The sequence below is a fragment of the Phenylobacterium sp. FG114 genome, from assembly GCF_057809855.1.
The window spans coordinates 17,323-31,575 of record NZ_JBMDKU010000027.1; the positions used below are offsets into that span (position 1 = coordinate 17,323).

At 67.3% G+C, this 14,253-nt stretch carries 18 protein-coding genes; 9 read left to right on the top strand and 9 right to left on the bottom strand.

Features of this window, described 5'->3' with window-relative positions:
- The first annotated feature begins 878 nt into the window (after nucleotides 1–878).
- Together ACODSY_RS25680 and ACODSY_RS25685 are read left to right on the top strand one after the other, a co-directional pair.
- Nucleotides 879–1,088 carry a hypothetical protein gene (locus ACODSY_RS25680; RefSeq protein ID WP_488954750.1) on the top strand — a complete coding sequence of 70 codons (210 nt, stop codon included), beginning with the start codon at nucleotides 879–881 and terminating at the stop codon, nucleotides 1,086–1,088.
- On the top strand, nucleotides 1,085–1,393 hold the full coding sequence (locus ACODSY_RS25685) for a hypothetical protein (protein ID WP_488954751.1): 309 nt from the start codon (nucleotides 1,085–1,087) through the stop codon (nucleotides 1,391–1,393). The genes ACODSY_RS25680 and ACODSY_RS25685 overlap by 4 nt, the downstream gene beginning before the upstream one ends.
- A 33-nt stretch (nucleotides 1,394–1,426) precedes the next feature.
- On the opposite strand, the gene ACODSY_RS25690 is transcribed toward ACODSY_RS25685, so the two are convergent.
- The 4 genes from ACODSY_RS25690 to ACODSY_RS25705 all read right to left on the bottom strand — a co-directional run bounded on the left by ACODSY_RS25690 (nucleotide 1,427) and on the right by ACODSY_RS25705 (nucleotide 3,698).
- Nucleotides 1,427–1,804 (bottom strand): limonene-1,2-epoxide hydrolase family protein, encoded by a 378-nt coding sequence (locus ACODSY_RS25690; RefSeq protein WP_488954752.1) that lies wholly within the window; start codon nucleotides 1,802–1,804, stop codon nucleotides 1,427–1,429.
- A 569-nt stretch (nucleotides 1,805–2,373) separates the two neighbouring features.
- A complete protein-coding gene (locus tag ACODSY_RS25695) occupies nucleotides 2,374–2,958 on the bottom strand; it encodes a hypothetical protein (RefSeq protein WP_488954753.1) in 585 nt (194 codons plus the stop codon).
- Between the two features lies 1 nt (nucleotide 2,959).
- Nucleotides 2,960–3,337 carry a hypothetical protein gene (locus ACODSY_RS25700; protein ID WP_488954754.1) on the bottom strand — a complete coding sequence of 126 codons (378 nt, stop codon included), beginning with the start codon at nucleotides 3,335–3,337 and terminating at the stop codon, nucleotides 2,960–2,962.
- A complete protein-coding gene (locus ACODSY_RS25705; protein ID WP_488954755.1) occupies nucleotides 3,318–3,698 on the bottom strand; it encodes a hypothetical protein in 381 nt (126 codons plus the stop codon). Before ACODSY_RS25705 ends, ACODSY_RS25700 begins: the two co-directional genes overlap by 20 nt.
- 362 nt (nucleotides 3,699–4,060) lie before the next feature.
- Here ACODSY_RS25705 and ACODSY_RS25710 point away from each other — a divergent pair, with 362 nt between their 5' ends.
- From ACODSY_RS25710 to ACODSY_RS25730, 5 genes are all read left to right on the top strand, one after another.
- Nucleotides 4,061–4,294, top strand: coding sequence for a hypothetical protein (locus ACODSY_RS25710; protein ID WP_488954756.1), 234 nt, complete (start codon nucleotides 4,061–4,063; stop codon nucleotides 4,292–4,294).
- Nucleotides 4,291–4,830, top strand: coding sequence for a heme NO-binding domain-containing protein (locus ACODSY_RS25715; protein ID WP_488954757.1), 540 nt, complete (start codon nucleotides 4,291–4,293; stop codon nucleotides 4,828–4,830). The genes ACODSY_RS25710 and ACODSY_RS25715 overlap by 4 nt, the downstream gene beginning before the upstream one ends.
- On the top strand, nucleotides 4,830–5,990 hold the full coding sequence (locus ACODSY_RS25720) for a sensor histidine kinase (RefSeq protein WP_488954758.1): 1,161 nt from the start codon (nucleotides 4,830–4,832) through the stop codon (nucleotides 5,988–5,990). Before ACODSY_RS25715 ends, ACODSY_RS25720 begins: the two co-directional genes overlap by 1 nt.
- Before the next feature lie 13 nt (nucleotides 5,991–6,003).
- Nucleotides 6,004–6,399, top strand: a complete 396-nt coding sequence (locus ACODSY_RS25725; RefSeq protein WP_488954759.1) for a response regulator transcription factor — start codon at nucleotides 6,004–6,006, stop codon at nucleotides 6,397–6,399.
- A 411-nt stretch (nucleotides 6,400–6,810) separates the two neighbouring features.
- Nucleotides 6,811–7,011, top strand: a complete 201-nt coding sequence (locus tag ACODSY_RS25730; RefSeq protein WP_488954760.1) for a hypothetical protein — start codon at nucleotides 6,811–6,813, stop codon at nucleotides 7,009–7,011.
- Between the two features lie 44 nt (nucleotides 7,012–7,055).
- Here the strand turns inward: ACODSY_RS25730 and ACODSY_RS25735 are convergent, their stop codons facing one another.
- Entirely contained in the window at nucleotides 7,056–9,362 is a 2,307-nt protein-coding gene (locus tag ACODSY_RS25735) for a sensor histidine kinase (RefSeq protein WP_488954761.1), read from the bottom strand.
- Nucleotides 9,362–9,970 carry a response regulator gene (locus ACODSY_RS25740; protein ID WP_488954762.1) on the bottom strand — a complete coding sequence of 203 codons (609 nt, stop codon included), beginning with the start codon at nucleotides 9,968–9,970 and terminating at the stop codon, nucleotides 9,362–9,364. Before ACODSY_RS25740 ends, ACODSY_RS25735 begins: the two co-directional genes overlap by 1 nt.
- A 315-nt stretch (nucleotides 9,971–10,285) precedes the next feature.
- Here ACODSY_RS25740 and ACODSY_RS25745 point away from each other — a divergent pair, with 315 nt between their 5' ends.
- Nucleotides 10,286–10,441, top strand: a complete 156-nt coding sequence (locus tag ACODSY_RS25745; protein WP_488954763.1) for a hypothetical protein — start codon at nucleotides 10,286–10,288, stop codon at nucleotides 10,439–10,441.
- A gap of 13 nt (nucleotides 10,442–10,454) precedes the next feature.
- A complete protein-coding gene (locus tag ACODSY_RS25750; protein ID WP_488954764.1) occupies nucleotides 10,455–10,832 on the top strand; it encodes a hypothetical protein in 378 nt (125 codons plus the stop codon).
- A gap of 212 nt (nucleotides 10,833–11,044) precedes the next feature.
- On the opposite strand, the gene ACODSY_RS25755 is transcribed toward ACODSY_RS25750, so the two are convergent.
- Genes ACODSY_RS25755 through ACODSY_RS25765 form a run of 3 tightly spaced genes read right to left on the bottom strand, consistent with a single transcriptional unit; the run spans nucleotide 11,045 to nucleotide 13,679 of the window.
- Nucleotides 11,045–12,217: a ShlB/FhaC/HecB family hemolysin secretion/activation protein gene (locus tag ACODSY_RS25755; RefSeq protein WP_488954765.1), complete on the bottom strand. Its 1,173-nt coding sequence runs from the start codon at nucleotides 12,215–12,217 to the stop codon at nucleotides 11,045–11,047.
- A 14-nt stretch (nucleotides 12,218–12,231) separates the two neighbouring features.
- Nucleotides 12,232–13,443: a tetratricopeptide repeat protein gene (locus tag ACODSY_RS25760; protein WP_488954766.1), complete on the bottom strand. Its 1,212-nt coding sequence runs from the start codon at nucleotides 13,441–13,443 to the stop codon at nucleotides 12,232–12,234.
- Complete coding sequence (locus ACODSY_RS25765) at nucleotides 13,440–13,679, bottom strand: hypothetical protein (RefSeq protein WP_488954767.1); 240 nt, start codon at nucleotides 13,677–13,679, stop codon at nucleotides 13,440–13,442. Before ACODSY_RS25765 ends, ACODSY_RS25760 begins: the two co-directional genes overlap by 4 nt.
- Nucleotides 13,680–14,253: the final 574 nt, after the last annotated feature.

Consider the following 14,253-nt stretch of genomic DNA (forward strand, 5'->3'; position numbering starts at 1 on the left):
ATGTAGCACCACGAGCGCGCCCGGGAGAGCGGATGCGCGATTGCGCTGAGCAGGGCGCATCCGAACGGGTATCGAGCCCTGCCGCCCGAAGTCAAGATCCCATCGTCCAAGGTTGGCGGCGGGTCTCTTATGCACCCACGAGCGCCGAAGCCACCGAGGGCGCCGCTGCTGGCCGATCACCCCCGGCCGGGCCACGGCGAGCATCCCAGGAAATAGAGAGCTCAGCGCCCACCAGGGATGGGGCCGTTCCCTCGGAGGGGACGGCCTGACTCGCCCGGTGGACCAGAGAGGAGACTGATGCGGGTTCGCAAACCTTACCACGCGGCGAAAAGTCAGGCCCAGGAGCTGGGTGCGTTCGCGTGAAGAACCCGACGATTGACCCCGAGGCTGAACGCCGGCGTCTTGCCCCGCTGGCGGACGCTGGCCTTTCGGCCCGCGAGGCCGCAACGATCCTCGGGCTGACGAAGAATGCGGTCCTGAGCCGCGCCCGGACCTGTGGCGTGAAATTTCGAGGTCCGCTGTTCCGTGGGGGTGGCTGCAACAGCGCTCAGGCCCGCAATGGGTGGGCGACCCGGCGCGCGCGGGACGCAACTGTGCGGTCCGCGCCGTGATCGCGATGACTGACGTTGAGCCTGAGATTTCGCCGCAGGACCGCCAGTGCGGCGCGCCGTCGCAAACCTTGCAGCCGGCGGCTGCCGAGAGCGTCTCGACCCGAATTGGCGCGTTCGCGCGGGCGATGCGCCGAATGCGTAGCGATGAAGCGGCCCGATTGCAAATTGGCCCTCCATCGCGCAGGGCGCCGCTCATAGTCGCCAATCGCGCACGCCGATGACCTCCGGGATCATGCCGCACACTGGATGCGCGGCGGAACAACCACGATGAGTTCGCACCTTCTCCTGACCGATCAGCGTCGGCCGCGGCCTGCATCGAAATGCAACGTCGACTTCGCCGAGACCATCGTGTTGCTCGGCCATGCGGAACTCCGCGGCCTGAGGGCCGGCGACGCCTTTAGGCGCAATGCGCACGCTCTCTATCGGCGCATCCAGGGGGATGATGAGGCGCTGGATCGGATGAACGTCCTGGCGTGATCCCGCTGTCTTCTGACGACCTGGTCCGATACGCCGCGAGGACCCTTTGGCGCGCCGACGGCTCGCTGATCGAGGCCGTCGGCGTCGACCACCCGTTGAGCCGAGCCTGGGAGGCCGTGCAGGGCGCCAGCCGCCGGGTGCGCTACGACCCACTCGGCGCCGGGGCGGGCGGCGGCTTCACTCTGGCCGGGGCGCCGGTCCAAATCGGGTGCACTGGCGCCTGGGCGCTCCAGTTCACCGACGAAAGAGGGCTGGCCGAGTACGTCCGCTGGTCCCGCTCTTGGGACCTCACGCTCGATGAGTGACATGCCTTGCACAGTCCGGCGCGTTGAAGACGTTCAGGCGGAGGCCGCCCTCGTATAGGTCGCCATATCGAAATAGTCCCGCCAGACCTTGATCTTACCCTCCTCGATTTGGAAGACGCCGCAGCAGGGAAGGTCAACGGCCCGTTCGCCCATCTTGGTCCGGTCGATGCGCTCCGCGAAGACGACGCTGCCAGCGCTGGCGATGCTGCGGATTTCCCAATCGGTCTTCGACCATCCATCCAAGAAGGCCGCCATGAACGGCCGTAGGTTGGCGTGTCCGGCGACCGGCGCGATGGGCATGTTGTGGTAGATGCCGTCCTCGGCGAAGTACGTCAGCAGTTCTTCCACGTCGAGCCGCGACCAGGCGGCCACGAACTCGCGAACCAGTTGCTCGTTCTGCGCGCTGGGCATGCTCCGCTCCGCGTCATGCGTTGACGGACGCAGACAAGCAAAACCCGGTGCCGATGGCAATCCGCGGCTAACGACTCGCGATCTCACGTTGACTGGCGAGGTATCGCCCCCGCACCGCCTTGAGGCCTTCATTGATGTCCCGACAGGCCCGTTCGTCCGAAGTGGCGGCGAGCAAGCGGAACGCGTTGACATGCACCGCAACCGCCCGTTGGTCCCAGGCGGTCTCCTGTCACATCCAGTCCAGCATGTCGCGCAGGCCGAGGGCGGCTTCGGACAGGACGACAAGGCCGCTTGGCCCGGCCACGCCGGCCAGCCGGTCCGCGCAGTCGTAGAGGTCGTCCACGCGAGCGTCCGAGTCCTCGGCGATCCTTGTCGTTGAACGGCGGCTTGGCGAAGCGGGCGTTGTAGTCCGCCATGAAGCTCGGCAGGAAGGGCGCCATTTCTAAATGGCACAGGTGCGACATTACTAACTGGCGGCTACACCATCCCGTCGCACAATATATCTTATCGGAAATCCGCATAGTTATCTTACGGTTTTAACTTAAGATTCTGAGGCTGTTGTCCGGGTGCTATTTCTTTGGTCGCTGGCCATAGGACCAATAGCGGAGGACCTTTCCGCCAAGTTCGGGCCCTATCGCAACATCGACTTGGCCCTCGCCGGCCGGGCCAGAATGCGGGACGTCTTCGCCATCGACTAGACGAACCCGCACAGCCTCTTCTAGTGCGACGCGCGCCATGGAGTCCAGATCCTCACCGGGCGCAGCCGCCACATCCAGCTCCGGCAGGTCAGGAAACGTCAGTAAGACGTAACCGTCGTCCTCGCGAACGTCTGCGCGATAACAGACGGGCGTCGGGTCGAAAGTAGGATTAGGTCCCCAAGACGTTTGGCGAAAGCCGCTGGCCTCCATTTCGTCCGCCAGCCGCCGCAGCTCGTCGGCCGCCAACTTCCATTCGCCCGGTTCTTCTCGCCAGCCGATCGCAACGGCTGCCGCGCCGATGACGGCCCCAGCTACCTCATAGGTGATGTCGGTTTTCCGCCTGGGCGCTGCCACGTATGCCTGGTTCTTGAGATCGAAGATCAGCTGCCGGACCTCGAGGAAGACTCGCGCCTTAAGCCGATCGCCGGTCCACCAATCGTCTGGACGGATGATCACACTACGGGCCCCAGCGCATGGGGCCGCTGCGCCGGCCGACAATGCCGTCGAAATAGGACCCGCCGTAGAGATACCACTCCAGGCCATTGAGGTGATCAACCGCGTTTTCCGGCTTCATCGCTTCGGCCTCAGCTTCAGAGATCAACCCGCGCGCCCAGCGGCCTGATCGGCTGAAGGCCTCGTACTCGACCAGATAGCGCAACCAGGTTCGGCCGCAGGTCCGGCACCGATTGAGGGTGACATCGGCGAACCGGCCTTCGGTCTCATCGCAGCCGACGTCCTTGGTCTCAAACTCAGTGAAGCGGGCACTGCCCTGCTCGCAGACGCAACCTGTCATCTGGGGCGGCGGCTTGATGGCTTCAGTCATCGGCGCACGCATAGGCGTCTCCAAGAGGATGAAGGATGGCTACATCCGAGACCGCGGCGGCGACCAGGTCCCCGCGGAACGTGACGCGCTGGATGTGCTCGTAGCTGGCGAAGACGCTCTTTAGGCGCGCCGCCGTGTCGGCCATGGAACCGCCGCGGCAGTCGGCCGACGCCCCGCGGGCCCGCGCATCGAGTTCGATCGCTTTCAGCGCTTGGGCGTTCGAGCCGGCGCGGATCGCCGCCGCCCGCGCCTGTTCGGCGCCGGCGGCCAGGGCAGCCGACACGCCCGGGGCGAACAGGTTGCAGCGCTCGCCCACGGCGCTCGCCACCATGCGCTCGAAGAACAGGTCTGCAGGCGGCACGGCCGCGATCACCGGCTCCCCTGCGAATATCGCAGCCAGGCTCCAACTCAGGGCCCATCTGGCCGCCGCCTTGGGTATGTAGTGCAACCGGACCGCTCGCGGGGACTATGGATTCCAGGCTGCATTTGCTCCCGTCTCGCCGACCTGGTCGCGCAGCCTTTCGCGCGAGCGCGCGCGCGGCCGCGCAAAGTGGCCCGCATGCGCGAGCCGCCAGCAAAGTCAACCCAGCCGCGTCCAGCGCAGCGCCGGGTCGCGGGATCTCCCGATGGTGGGACGCGGCCCGACCTGGCCGGCCCCATCCTCGACTGCAGGACGTGTTCTGGGGGGCTTCGTTAAGTCCCGGGCAATCGGTGGCGGGTTAGGGAGTTCGAACCATGCGGCGTCGCGACCAGAATGACGAAGAGAACCCTGAGCCAGCCGGGAGGGCTGGCCGTCACGCGCACAAGCTGAGAAACTTGACGCTGGCCGTCGAACTCTCCTTAGACTTGCTGGAGGCGACCCCCGGTGTCATCCGGCGTCTTCGCGAGGCTGTGGCCGGACTGCATCTGCTGGCGGACGAGATCGCGGGCGAGAAACGTGGCGAGGGAGCAGCCGAATGTATGGAATGATCCACAGCGCGCTGGCCGCGATGGTCGGCGAACGGGGCGGCGCCCGACCGCCCGGACGCGTGGCCCTTCTTGAGCGCCGCAGGCCTGAACTGTTCGTGAGCGGGGCAAGTTTTGGGGACGAAGTCACTCAGGAAGTGGTGGAAGCAGCCTGCGCTGACCTGGGTCTCGACGCGGATCGGCTGTTCGGGGAGTTCGGGGAGTTCTGGATCAAGTACTCCCAGCGCGGTCCCTTTGGACTGATCATGTCCCTAGCCGGCGCGACCCTGCCGGAGTTCATCGCCGGACTCGACAAGATGCACGTAGGGGTGAGCGAGGCCATCCCTGAAGCGTCCATGCCCAGCTTCAGGCTGTTGAGCGTCTCGGGTCGAGAGCTGATCGTCGGCTACACATCCGGGCGGAGTGGGCTTGAGCCGTTCGTGAGCGGGCTGCTGCGAGGGCTGCTGACGCACTTCGGCCACACAGGGACCGTCGAGCAGCTGGCCCGTGACGCGAACGCAGGGACGAAGTTCAGGATCGTCTTGGACGAGTCTTGCTGATGCGGGTCGTCCTCGACGAGGCCATCGTTAGGGTGCTCTACCCGGCCTATCTTCTCGTCGATGGCGCGGGGCTGGTTCAGCGCTGGGGGCCGTCGCTCGGGCGCCATCTTCCGCACTTGGTTACAGGCTGCTCGTGGACGACCCTGTTCGAACTCGCCGCGCCGCCCAGCGCGCAGGACCTGGAATTCCTGGCGACCTCCCAGCAACCTCTCCGCTTGGTCTGTCGGCGGTCACGTCTTGCTTTCACTGGCTGCGCCGTCAGGCATGAAGACGGGGTGCTTCTGTGCATAGCCCACGCGCCCGCCAACCTTGCCGCGGCGGCGAACAGGCGGCTGACATTCGAAGATTTCGCGCCGGGCGACATGATTGCCGCCGCACTGGTGCAGGCCATGATGCAAGGCCAGTTGCTTCGAGAGACAAAGGACGCGGTGGGGGCCCTGGCCGCAGCTCGTGACACCGCGCAAGCTCAAGTCGATCGGCAACTTGCGCTGCTGGCAAACCTCAGTCACGAGTTGCGCACACCGATCACAGGAATCCTAGGATACGCCGAGGCTCTGGAGCTTGTGCCAGAATTGCCATCGAGCGCGAGAGTGCATCTGATGCGGCTCGTGTCAGCCACCCGCGAACTCAATCGCCGCACCGACGCCCTGCTCGACTACGCCGAGCTCGAGGCCGGCGCTGTTAACGTCGAGCCGACAAGGTTGACGGCCTCGGATCTCGTGGCCGCTGCGAGACAGGTAGAGCCGGACGTGCAGAGAAACGGCCCTCAGATCCGCATCGACAATGACCTGCCGGCCGACTTCCAGATGCTGGCCGACAGGAGAAGTGTTTCTCGACTCATCGCGACCGTGACGAGCGTGCTTGCCCGGCAAACTCGCAAGGGGAGCGTCAGGTGTCACTTTGCGCCGAGTCGGCCGCCGGGGCGTCTCCACATCGAGCTCTCCACCTCCGCCGCTGTCGCTCTCCGCGAGCCCGACCGACACTTGCTGGACCGCTCGGCGCCGCAAGACCAGGGTGAGTTTGCCTACGAAGCCAAGGGAGTCAGCCTGGACTTGGCCTATGCTCAGCGGCTCGTGGAACTGCTCGGCGGCGAGATCGGGCTGGACCCCGAAGGGACGGGAATGGTTCGATTGGATCTTCCAGCGCCAGCCCTGCCTTGACTGGGATCCCATCATGGAGGAGCAGGAGAGTCACGACGCCCCGCATGTCCTGATCGTGGAAGATGAGCTCGTGGTCGGTGAGGTGCTCGAGCTTTGTGTTGCCGCGATCGGCTATCGCACCACTTGGGTTAGAACCGGCAACGCCGCGCTTGCGGCGATCAACCGCCTGCGCCCCGATGTCGTGATCCTGGACCTTTGGCTCCCGGACATCGCCGGCGCCGACGTCCTCGAGACCCTGGGGCCCAGTCGGCTGGCGGCGTTGCCCGTCCTTGCGATTACGGCCGGACGCCACTGCGGAGACCTCGACCGGATCCGGCAATTGGGGGCTGTCGCCGTCCTGCTGAAGCCCTTTACGCGGGCAGCGTTGACAGAGGCCCTTGCAAGCTTGCTGAAGCTGGCCAGGGGCTAAGCTCAGCGCCGATTGACGAACTGAAGATCCTTCGCCCGAACTGGATCTCCGGCCCACCCGCGGCGACGCGGAGCCCAAGGACCGGCGCTCGGCGCGGCCTGAACCGGTCGAATTGGCCGTTCAGCCACCAGGTCAAGTGGACAGCTGGACCAAATCGTCCACGGGCTCGAGACGCCCCGGCTGCAGCCTTTTGGATCACGGCCTTCGCGAGCCCCCGCCATTGCGCGCCACGCTGCGCGTATGCGCGATGTACTGCGTGCAGCGTCTATCGCAACGGTGAACACGGCCAAACCATCGGCCGCCAAAGCCCGCGAGCGCCGGCCACGAGGCCCCCAAGTGATCCTAGGGCTTCGGGTCGCCCCGATCCGGAGCGGGCCCTCCCTCTTGCATGCCAATCAGGTACAGAGACCCATGTCGGACGACAACAACACCCAGCTCTCGGCCGACGGCCCCCATCGATACATGCTCGTCGAGAGGCGCCCGCAGGGCGAGGCCGTCGAGTATTTCCGCGCGCCGAGCGACGCGGTCGCCGTCGGTCGGGTGGCGGGGGCTCTCGAGGGGCATCCGGCTGAGGTCTGGCGCGGCGATCTGCTCGTTGCGGCGCTGGGCTGAAGTCCCAACGCCGGCATGAACGATCGAGGGCGGTCGGCGGCGGTCTAAGGGGCGGCGGCGCGTCGGGGTCGCGGTGACCTCCGCAGCGGCGCGCGCTTAGCGACCACGATCACAGGGTGGACCGGCAGCTCGATACGAAGGACCGCGCCACGTGGACTGCCCGGCGTCAGCGACACGAGACCGCCCCATCCGGCGGCGAGCTCGCGGCAGATATAGAGCCCGAGGCCGGTTCCAGCGCCGACCGGCTTGGTGGACGCGAAGGGATCGAACAGCGTCTCGGGATCGCCGGGCGGCAGACCCTCGCCGTCATCGCAGACCTCGAGCGTCAACCTTTCCGGGCTCTGCAGGGCGAGCCGCACCGTGACCACGCCGCTGCCCGGTGGGCGGTCGTTGTTTGCTGCGATCGCATCGATCGCGTTGCCGATCGCATTGACCAGCACCTGCTCGAGAGAGAGAGAGCTTGCGGGCGCCTCGGGCCGGAGGTCCGAGGGCCGGTCGATCAGGAGCCGCACATCCTTGGCGCTCGCCTGAGCCGACATCAGCGCCACAGCGCCTTCGACGCAGTCGACGACGGAGCAGCGGTCCGAACTCTGGGCCTCGCGCGCCACAAATCTCGACATCCGTTGCATGATGGCCTGGGCGCGCTCGACCTGTTTGCCGATCAGGTCGAAGACCTCGGCGAGGTCCGCCTCGCCCCTCTTGCGCGCCGAGTCGGCAGCGACCTCTGCCTGGACGCCGACGAAGAAGAGCGGCTGACGGATTTCGTGGATGGTGGTCGCGGCGAGTGTGCCCACCTGCGCGAGCCGGAAGCGGTGCAGCATCGCTTCGCGGGCGAACCGCGGCTCGTGTAGTTCGAACACGAGGCCGGAGGCGAAGCTCCCATCCGGTCGTCGCCCTTCAGCAAGGAGCATCCGCCAAGGCCTGCCGATGGCTGCGGGCGGGAGTTCGAGCAGGGGCCCCGCCTCGTACCTCTGCTCGGAGCTCTGCGGGAGTTCGCCGCTCGGCTGCAGAAAGCGGGCCGTCTGGCGATCAGCCGCGCGTTCGTCCTGGAGGTCAGCGAAGGTGACTTCGGACGTCTTCGCGTCGAGCACCACGTCTTGGACGAGCCGGAGGTCTATCGAAGCTCGAAGTTGCTCGAGCCTTTGCCGGAACCGCTCGGCCCGGTCCCTCGATTCGATGTACGCGTTGTTCGACTCCACGAAGGTGGCCGCAGCCGCATCGAACTCGTAGAATCCCGAAGTGGCTGGCCTCGCCATCCGATCTCCGAAGCCGCTCATCAGGTCATGCCATCGACTGCTGGCGCGCCTCAGCCTCTGCGCCAGGTAGGCCAATGGCCCGACCGCCAGAAGCGCGCAGATCAGCGTCGGAGCCATGAGGAGCGCGGCTTCGCGGTAGCCTCGGACCGCAGCGGCCTCGTTGCTGACCAGGGCGTATATCTCCGGTTTCCGCCCCGAGCCCAGGATCGTGCATCCGCCGATCTGCTGGTCGAAGGTCGGCCGCGCCAGCACCCTCGCGATCGAGGCGTCGATGCGCGAGCAGCGGGCGCCTGCCGGCGGACTCTCGGTCAACGCCCGCACGTTCGCGGCTACCCTCGCGGGAACCTGCAGCGCTCCGACGGGCAGAAGCACAGGGCTCGCGGCGCCATCCGGACCCAGCCTGGCCCCGAGTTCCGGTGCGAGCTGCCGGAATGCCTCCTCTCGCCTCCGCATCTCCTCGGTGAACACGGTGCTGTAGACCCGGCCTGCGGCCACCGCACTGGCCAGGCTCATCACGACGAAAGTCAGGTGCATCATGGCGCGGACAGACGTGCCGATCGATACGCTCGGGCGGCGATCGACCCGCAGCGTCTTACGGTCGACCCGGACGTGGGCGGATGCCAAGTCGACAATCGCGGCGCATAGGATATCGTTCAGGGCCTTCCGCCCGACGACGATGGCCGCGACCGTCCACGGCGCGTCGTAGTGCGTTCGCAGGATCGCGAACCCAGCGACGACCCCGATCGTCAGCGCAAACAGGGCGGTGGCTTCCGCAGCGAGCCGGGGGCTGCGACGCCAGCTCACGAAGGCGACGTGGGCGACGGCGAGCGCGATCGAGTAGCCGTGGCCCCACCAGAACACCGTCGGAAGCATGGTGATGGCGGCCGCGAGAACGCCGGCGCGCAGCCCCCAGACCTGCGCGACTGCGAGGTAGATCACCGGAGCGAGGTAGAACTCGATACCGGGCGTCGGCACGATGCGGAAGCTGACCAGGGTCAGGCCGGCCCCGACGCAGATCACGGCCCGCGCCGCCACCCTCCAGTAGGAAGTTCCCGCGGCATGTCGCAGCAGGACCGTCCGGATCTGGTCGGCCACTATGCGGCCTGATCGAGGAACGAAAGGGCCTTGATCGCGATTTCCGTCCTCGTCCGGGCTCCAAGGCGGTTGCCGAGCGAACGGACCATCCCCTTTATCGACACTTCGTCGTAGCCCATGGCCTGGGCGATCGCCTTGTTGGTCGCGCCTCGGGCGAGATGGGTCACGAGTTGCAGGTCGCGCTCGGAGAGTTGGCCGGTCGCCCTGCTGGCCGCAAAAAGAAGGTCGGGAGGTAGATAGCGTTCGCCGCAGGCGACCAGCCGGATCGCCGCCACCAGCCCGATCCCGGAGAGCGTCTTCGGAATGAAGCCGTGCAGCCCCGCCTCAACCGCCTTGAGGACCTCAGATCCGCTGGCCGCGCCCGACATCAGGATGATACGCTTGCCCGGATACCGGTCGAGAAGCCCGATAGCGCCCGCTGCGCCGCCCATCCCAGGCATGTATAGATCCAGCAGCGCCACATCGAGATCCGGCTCCGCGTCCAAGACTTTGACCGCCTCTCCCAGCGACGCGGTCGTTTCGACGCGGCTTTCGGGCTCCAACTTCAGGATGAGCTCCCGGATCGCATCCCTGACCAGCTGATGATCGTCGGCAATCAGAATGTTCACGCTGCTGCCCTTCCATTTGACCAATTGACGCCTGGGCGAACAAATTTGGGTTTCGAACCGCAGACTTTACCGAGATAATTAATTTATTGCTCGACGAGTTGAGTAAACGCGGCTGACCAAGTGCGACACCATCGTACAGACGGGCGATATCGCGAAAACACTACGCTTTGCACTGACGAGTGTATCGCACCCCCCCCCCGCGACGCGCGAGCGCATTTGCGCCACCCCACACGCGTTCGCGCGCTACCACGCTCCGAGCAACGCCCCTAAGTTTCGGCGACTGGAACGCCGGATACTGCGGCTCGGGAGGGCGTGTTGAGTTCAGACATCGGAATGCAGGCGGCGCCCGAGATGCATCGGGAACGTGTCCTGACCCGCGGGCAAGGGCTGCTGCTGGCCCTGGTCGTTTCGATGGTCATGTGGGCGGCTATCATCGCCTCCGTCGTCGCCGTCGTTCGGCGCTTCTTCTAGGCCGGGGCCCACCGTGTCGGCCGGTATGCGCCGCCCGTTCGCCGGATCGCTGGAGCTCTTGCGCCGGATCGAGCACAAGCCGGGCTCGCCTGTGGCGACCGCCGCCGAAGTGCAGGCGCTGGACGATGCGCGTCGCGCCGCCACATCCCGCGCTCAGGCCAGTCTTCGCCGTGTGCGCGAACTCGAAGCCGAGCTGGACGACCTCTACACCCGCCTCCAGCGCGAGCGGCGGACGCGCGAGGCGGCGGACGCCCGTTGGCGGTTGCGTGCGGAACTCTGGGAGCGCGAACTGCTGTCCGCCAGGGCGCGCGCCGACCGCTACCTCGCCGGTCTTCGGCAATTGGTCGGGGCGATCGGCGCCGAACGGCGCCTGACGGACTTGGAGATGTGATCCCTGGGTCGGCCTGCGCCTCCGCACAATTCAGTACAGTTCCCCCTGTGGTCAGGCAGCCGCGCCGGGCCGCGGTCGGCTTCTCCCAAGTGGCGACAAGCCGCGTCGGGTATCGCGTCTACCGGTCCTTGAGCGAGGACGCCGCGCGGCGGTGGGCGCTCGATGGGAGCCCGTTGGCTGGGAGCCGGGTCTCAACCAAGAGCTGCGGTGGACTACAGGGGAAAATTGACGGCCAGGCTCACCAGGGTCCGAGGATCGCTGCGCCGATTGTCGTCTTTCGATCGCTTGATGGCCTTTGCGAACTGAAGGTCCAGCGAACTGAAATCCAGCAGCGGGACACGCACGCCGCCGCCGAAGGACGCCAGCGAGCCGCGTTCGTAGCCCTGGCCAGGTCCGCTGCGGCTCCAGACGAGGCCGCCGTCCACAAAGCCATAGAACTGTGCGGACCCGAGCGCCGGGCCAAGTCCGGCGAGGCATTCGCACCGCAGTTCGAGGCTCCCTCCAAGGCCGCGGCCGCCGCTTTCGGCGCCGGGGTCGTAGCCCCGCCCGATCCCCGCCCCCCCGAACGAGACCTGCTCCGCCGCGGGCAGCACATCGTTCGACCATTGGCCTTGCGCCAAAGCCAGAACGCTGAGGCCCTCTATCGGCAAAGGCTGCATGCGTTGCGCCGTCGCGACCACCTTCAAGAAGTCGGGGTTGAAGCCGGGCGTCGAGACAATCGGGTCGCTTCCTCGCGACGAATCCAGCACCGGCAGCCCCCTGAACGCTGAGAGGCTGACGCCGGCGCTGGCGCCCGCTGGCTCGTCATACTGCCATGAAAGGGTGGCTTCGCCGACCGTGGACTTGTCCAGAGCGATCGGTTCGCCGGCCAGCGTAGTGCGGGAGCGGTTAAAGCTGAGGGCAAGTTCAACGTACACCGAAGACGCTCTCGAGCGCGAGATGGGCTGGCGCAGCCGCAGCGAGGCCGACGCCGAGAGCGAGCCGATGTCGAGCGATTCGAGCGACGCGCCCGGCTGGGCATAGAACACCAACGCACCAACGCTTGCGACGGCGCCGGTCGGCCCGACGGGGAACGCATAGCGCAGCGTGACTCCCTTCAGCTCGTTGACGTTGCCTGGGTCGCCCCCGACAGAGGCGCCCAAAGCAAGCGTGCCGACCCGTCCGAGGGGGCTGTTGTAGCTGGCGTTCAGCGAAAGGGTGTTCGGTCCCACGGGCAGAGACCCGGAATTGTTGAAGCTGAGGCTCTTCGACCCCGGCAGCGAGCGGACCGAGACGACGATCTCCGCCGCGCCGCGTTCGGCCCCCTGGCGCAGGAGGCTTACGGCCGCAACCCCCGGCAGATCGTTCACCGACAGGAGGCTGCGCTCGATCGCCGAGAGCTGCACGGGGCGCGTGACGGTCAGGCGGCGGGTATACGTCCCTGCGAGGAACTGACCTCCCCCAACGTCATGAGCACGTCGGAGCGCCACCACTGGGGCAGACCTTTGGTCTTGTTCAAGATCAGCAGCGCTTCGGTGGCCGCGACGCTCGCGCTGGTCGCATCTCCTGTTCGAAGGGCCATCCGCGCCTCAAGGTTGAGGGCCATCGCAAGCTCGCCGCGTTCCATCGTCCGGTCATCGCTGTCGGCGCCGGTCGAAAACGCGGCCGTCGAGGTCTCGGCTTCGGCGAGCGCCCGCCAAGCTGCGGATGCGCTTCGCGCGCTCTTGAGTCCGCCGTCGAAGGCACCGCGGTTGGCGGCCTCTAGCGCCAGGTAGCTGGCATATCGGGCGCGGTCCGCGTCGTTTGGCGACTGCTGGATGATGGGTTCGGCACGCCGAAGCAACGCTGCGGCCTCGTCGGCGCGGCCCGCGTTGCTCGTGCTGAGCGCTAGTTCGAGCAGCGTGTCGGCCACCGCGACATTTTCTTCGCCCAACAGCCGGGTCTGCATATCGAGCGCCAACCGGAACCGCTCCTCGGCGTCGCTGAAATGGCCGAGGGCGCTGGCAGTCCGTCCTTCGCGCAACAGATCTTTGAATCGGGAAAGGTCCGCCGCCGCGGCAAGCGCGACCGGCCGCCCCCAGACAGTGGCCAGCAGGTCCAGGCTCTGGGTCCGGGAACGACCAGAAGGCGCGCCGGCTCCCGCCCTCTCCAGGACGTCGATGTTCGACGGAGGACCTTCGGCGAAACTCAGGCGATCGCCGGCCGCAACGACCACGATGAGGTTCGGCCATCCTCCATCCTTCAGGCGGCAGGGGATCAGGTAGAGGCGTGAACCCTCCCCGACCCACGTCCCATCCCGGCAGGACATGCGGGCCGCATGAAGTTGCGACGCGCGGCTCCCGACGTATTGTGACAGGATCCGGGCGGAGTCATCCGGTTCTTCCTGACTGGCGCGGAGCCGTCTGAGATGGGCGACGGTTCCCCCGGCGCTTCCCCCACAACGGATCGCGGCGTCCGGCGGTAGGCCGGATTCCGGCGCGAGATCTTCACGTGGCGAAGCCGTACATGACTCTCCGACGAGGTTCTGGCCGAGGTCCGGTGGCGCGATGGCGGCGTCGGCCTTTGCAGGGCAAAGCCCGACCGCCAGGACGGCCAAAAATAGGCCTGTGATCAGGCCAACCCTGGTCGTCATCGCCAGAGGGCGGGATTGCCGCCGAGCGTGAAGCGGCTCTCGACGCCCGGCGCACCCGTCGGAACGGCAGGCCTCGCCTGGGTCATCGCGATGCCCTGAGCGACCTCGGTGACGCGGACGACGCTTCGCGTGACCTGCTGGGCAGGCCCCGGTTCCGGAGCAGGAGCGGCGGCGGTCAGGCCTGGATCGCTGTTGTCGGCCGTATCCACCGGGGTCGGTGGCTTCTGGTCAGGCACCGGACTGGGCGGCGGTGCTGAGACAGCGACGGTGGGCTGTGGGGCCGCCGCCGCAGGCGGTTCGCCGCTGGGTGCGGTTGGGGAGGAGCCGCCTGCCGCCGCCGCGGCTTCCGGAGCGGGCGCCGCTGCAGCCGGGCCAGGAGCCGGCGCGGCGGCTGGCGTCGCGGGACTGGCGGCCGGCGCCGGACTGGTCGGCGCAGCAGATTCCACGCCGGCCCCCGTCCCTTCGCCGCCGCCCGACGCGGGGCCCGCGGTAGGCGCCGGCGTGGCGGCTTGGGCAGGCGCAGATCCAGGTCCAGGTGCGACCGAAGTCGCCATAGGCGCTGGCGCTGGAGCGGTCGGAGCCGCTCCGGCGGGCGGTGAGCCGGCCTTCGGCGTCGCGGCGGCGGGCGCTACCACAGGCTTTGGCGGCGGCGCCACCGGCGCCGGCGCTACGGGGACGGGAGGCGCAACGGGCGGGGGAACCTTAGTGGTAGCGGCTGCGGTAGCGGCCTTTGCAGCCGCATCAGACGCCGCCTTCGCCGCCTCGGCAGCGGCCTTCGCGGCAGCTTCCGCTGCTGCCTTCGCGGCAGCT

Excerpts from the sequence above, each read along its gene's own strand:
- ACODSY_RS25680 (WP_488954750.1), top strand. The coding sequence starts at position 879 with ATGAGTTCGCACCTTCTCCTGACCGATCAGCGTCGGCCGCGGCCTGCA.
- ACODSY_RS25690 (WP_488954752.1), bottom strand. The coding sequence starts at position 1,804 with ATGCCCAGCGCGCAGAACGAGCAACTGGTTCGCGAGTTCGTGGCCGCC.
- ACODSY_RS25700 (WP_488954754.1), bottom strand. The coding sequence starts at position 3,337 with ATGCGTGCGCCGATGACTGAAGCCATCAAGCCGCCGCCCCAGATGACA.
- ACODSY_RS25710 (WP_488954756.1), top strand. The coding sequence starts at position 4,061 with ATGCGGCGTCGCGACCAGAATGACGAAGAGAACCCTGAGCCAGCCGGG.
- ACODSY_RS25715 (WP_488954757.1), top strand. The coding sequence starts at position 4,291 with ATGATCCACAGCGCGCTGGCCGCGATGGTCGGCGAACGGGGCGGCGCC.
- ACODSY_RS25720 (WP_488954758.1), top strand. The coding sequence starts at position 4,830 with ATGCGGGTCGTCCTCGACGAGGCCATCGTTAGGGTGCTCTACCCGGCC.
- ACODSY_RS25725 (WP_488954759.1), top strand. The coding sequence starts at position 6,004 with ATGGAGGAGCAGGAGAGTCACGACGCCCCGCATGTCCTGATCGTGGAA.
- ACODSY_RS25730 (WP_488954760.1), top strand. The coding sequence starts at position 6,811 with ATGTCGGACGACAACAACACCCAGCTCTCGGCCGACGGCCCCCATCGA.
- ACODSY_RS25760 (WP_488954766.1), bottom strand. The coding sequence starts at position 13,443 with ATGACGACCAGGGTTGGCCTGATCACAGGCCTATTTTTGGCCGTCCTG.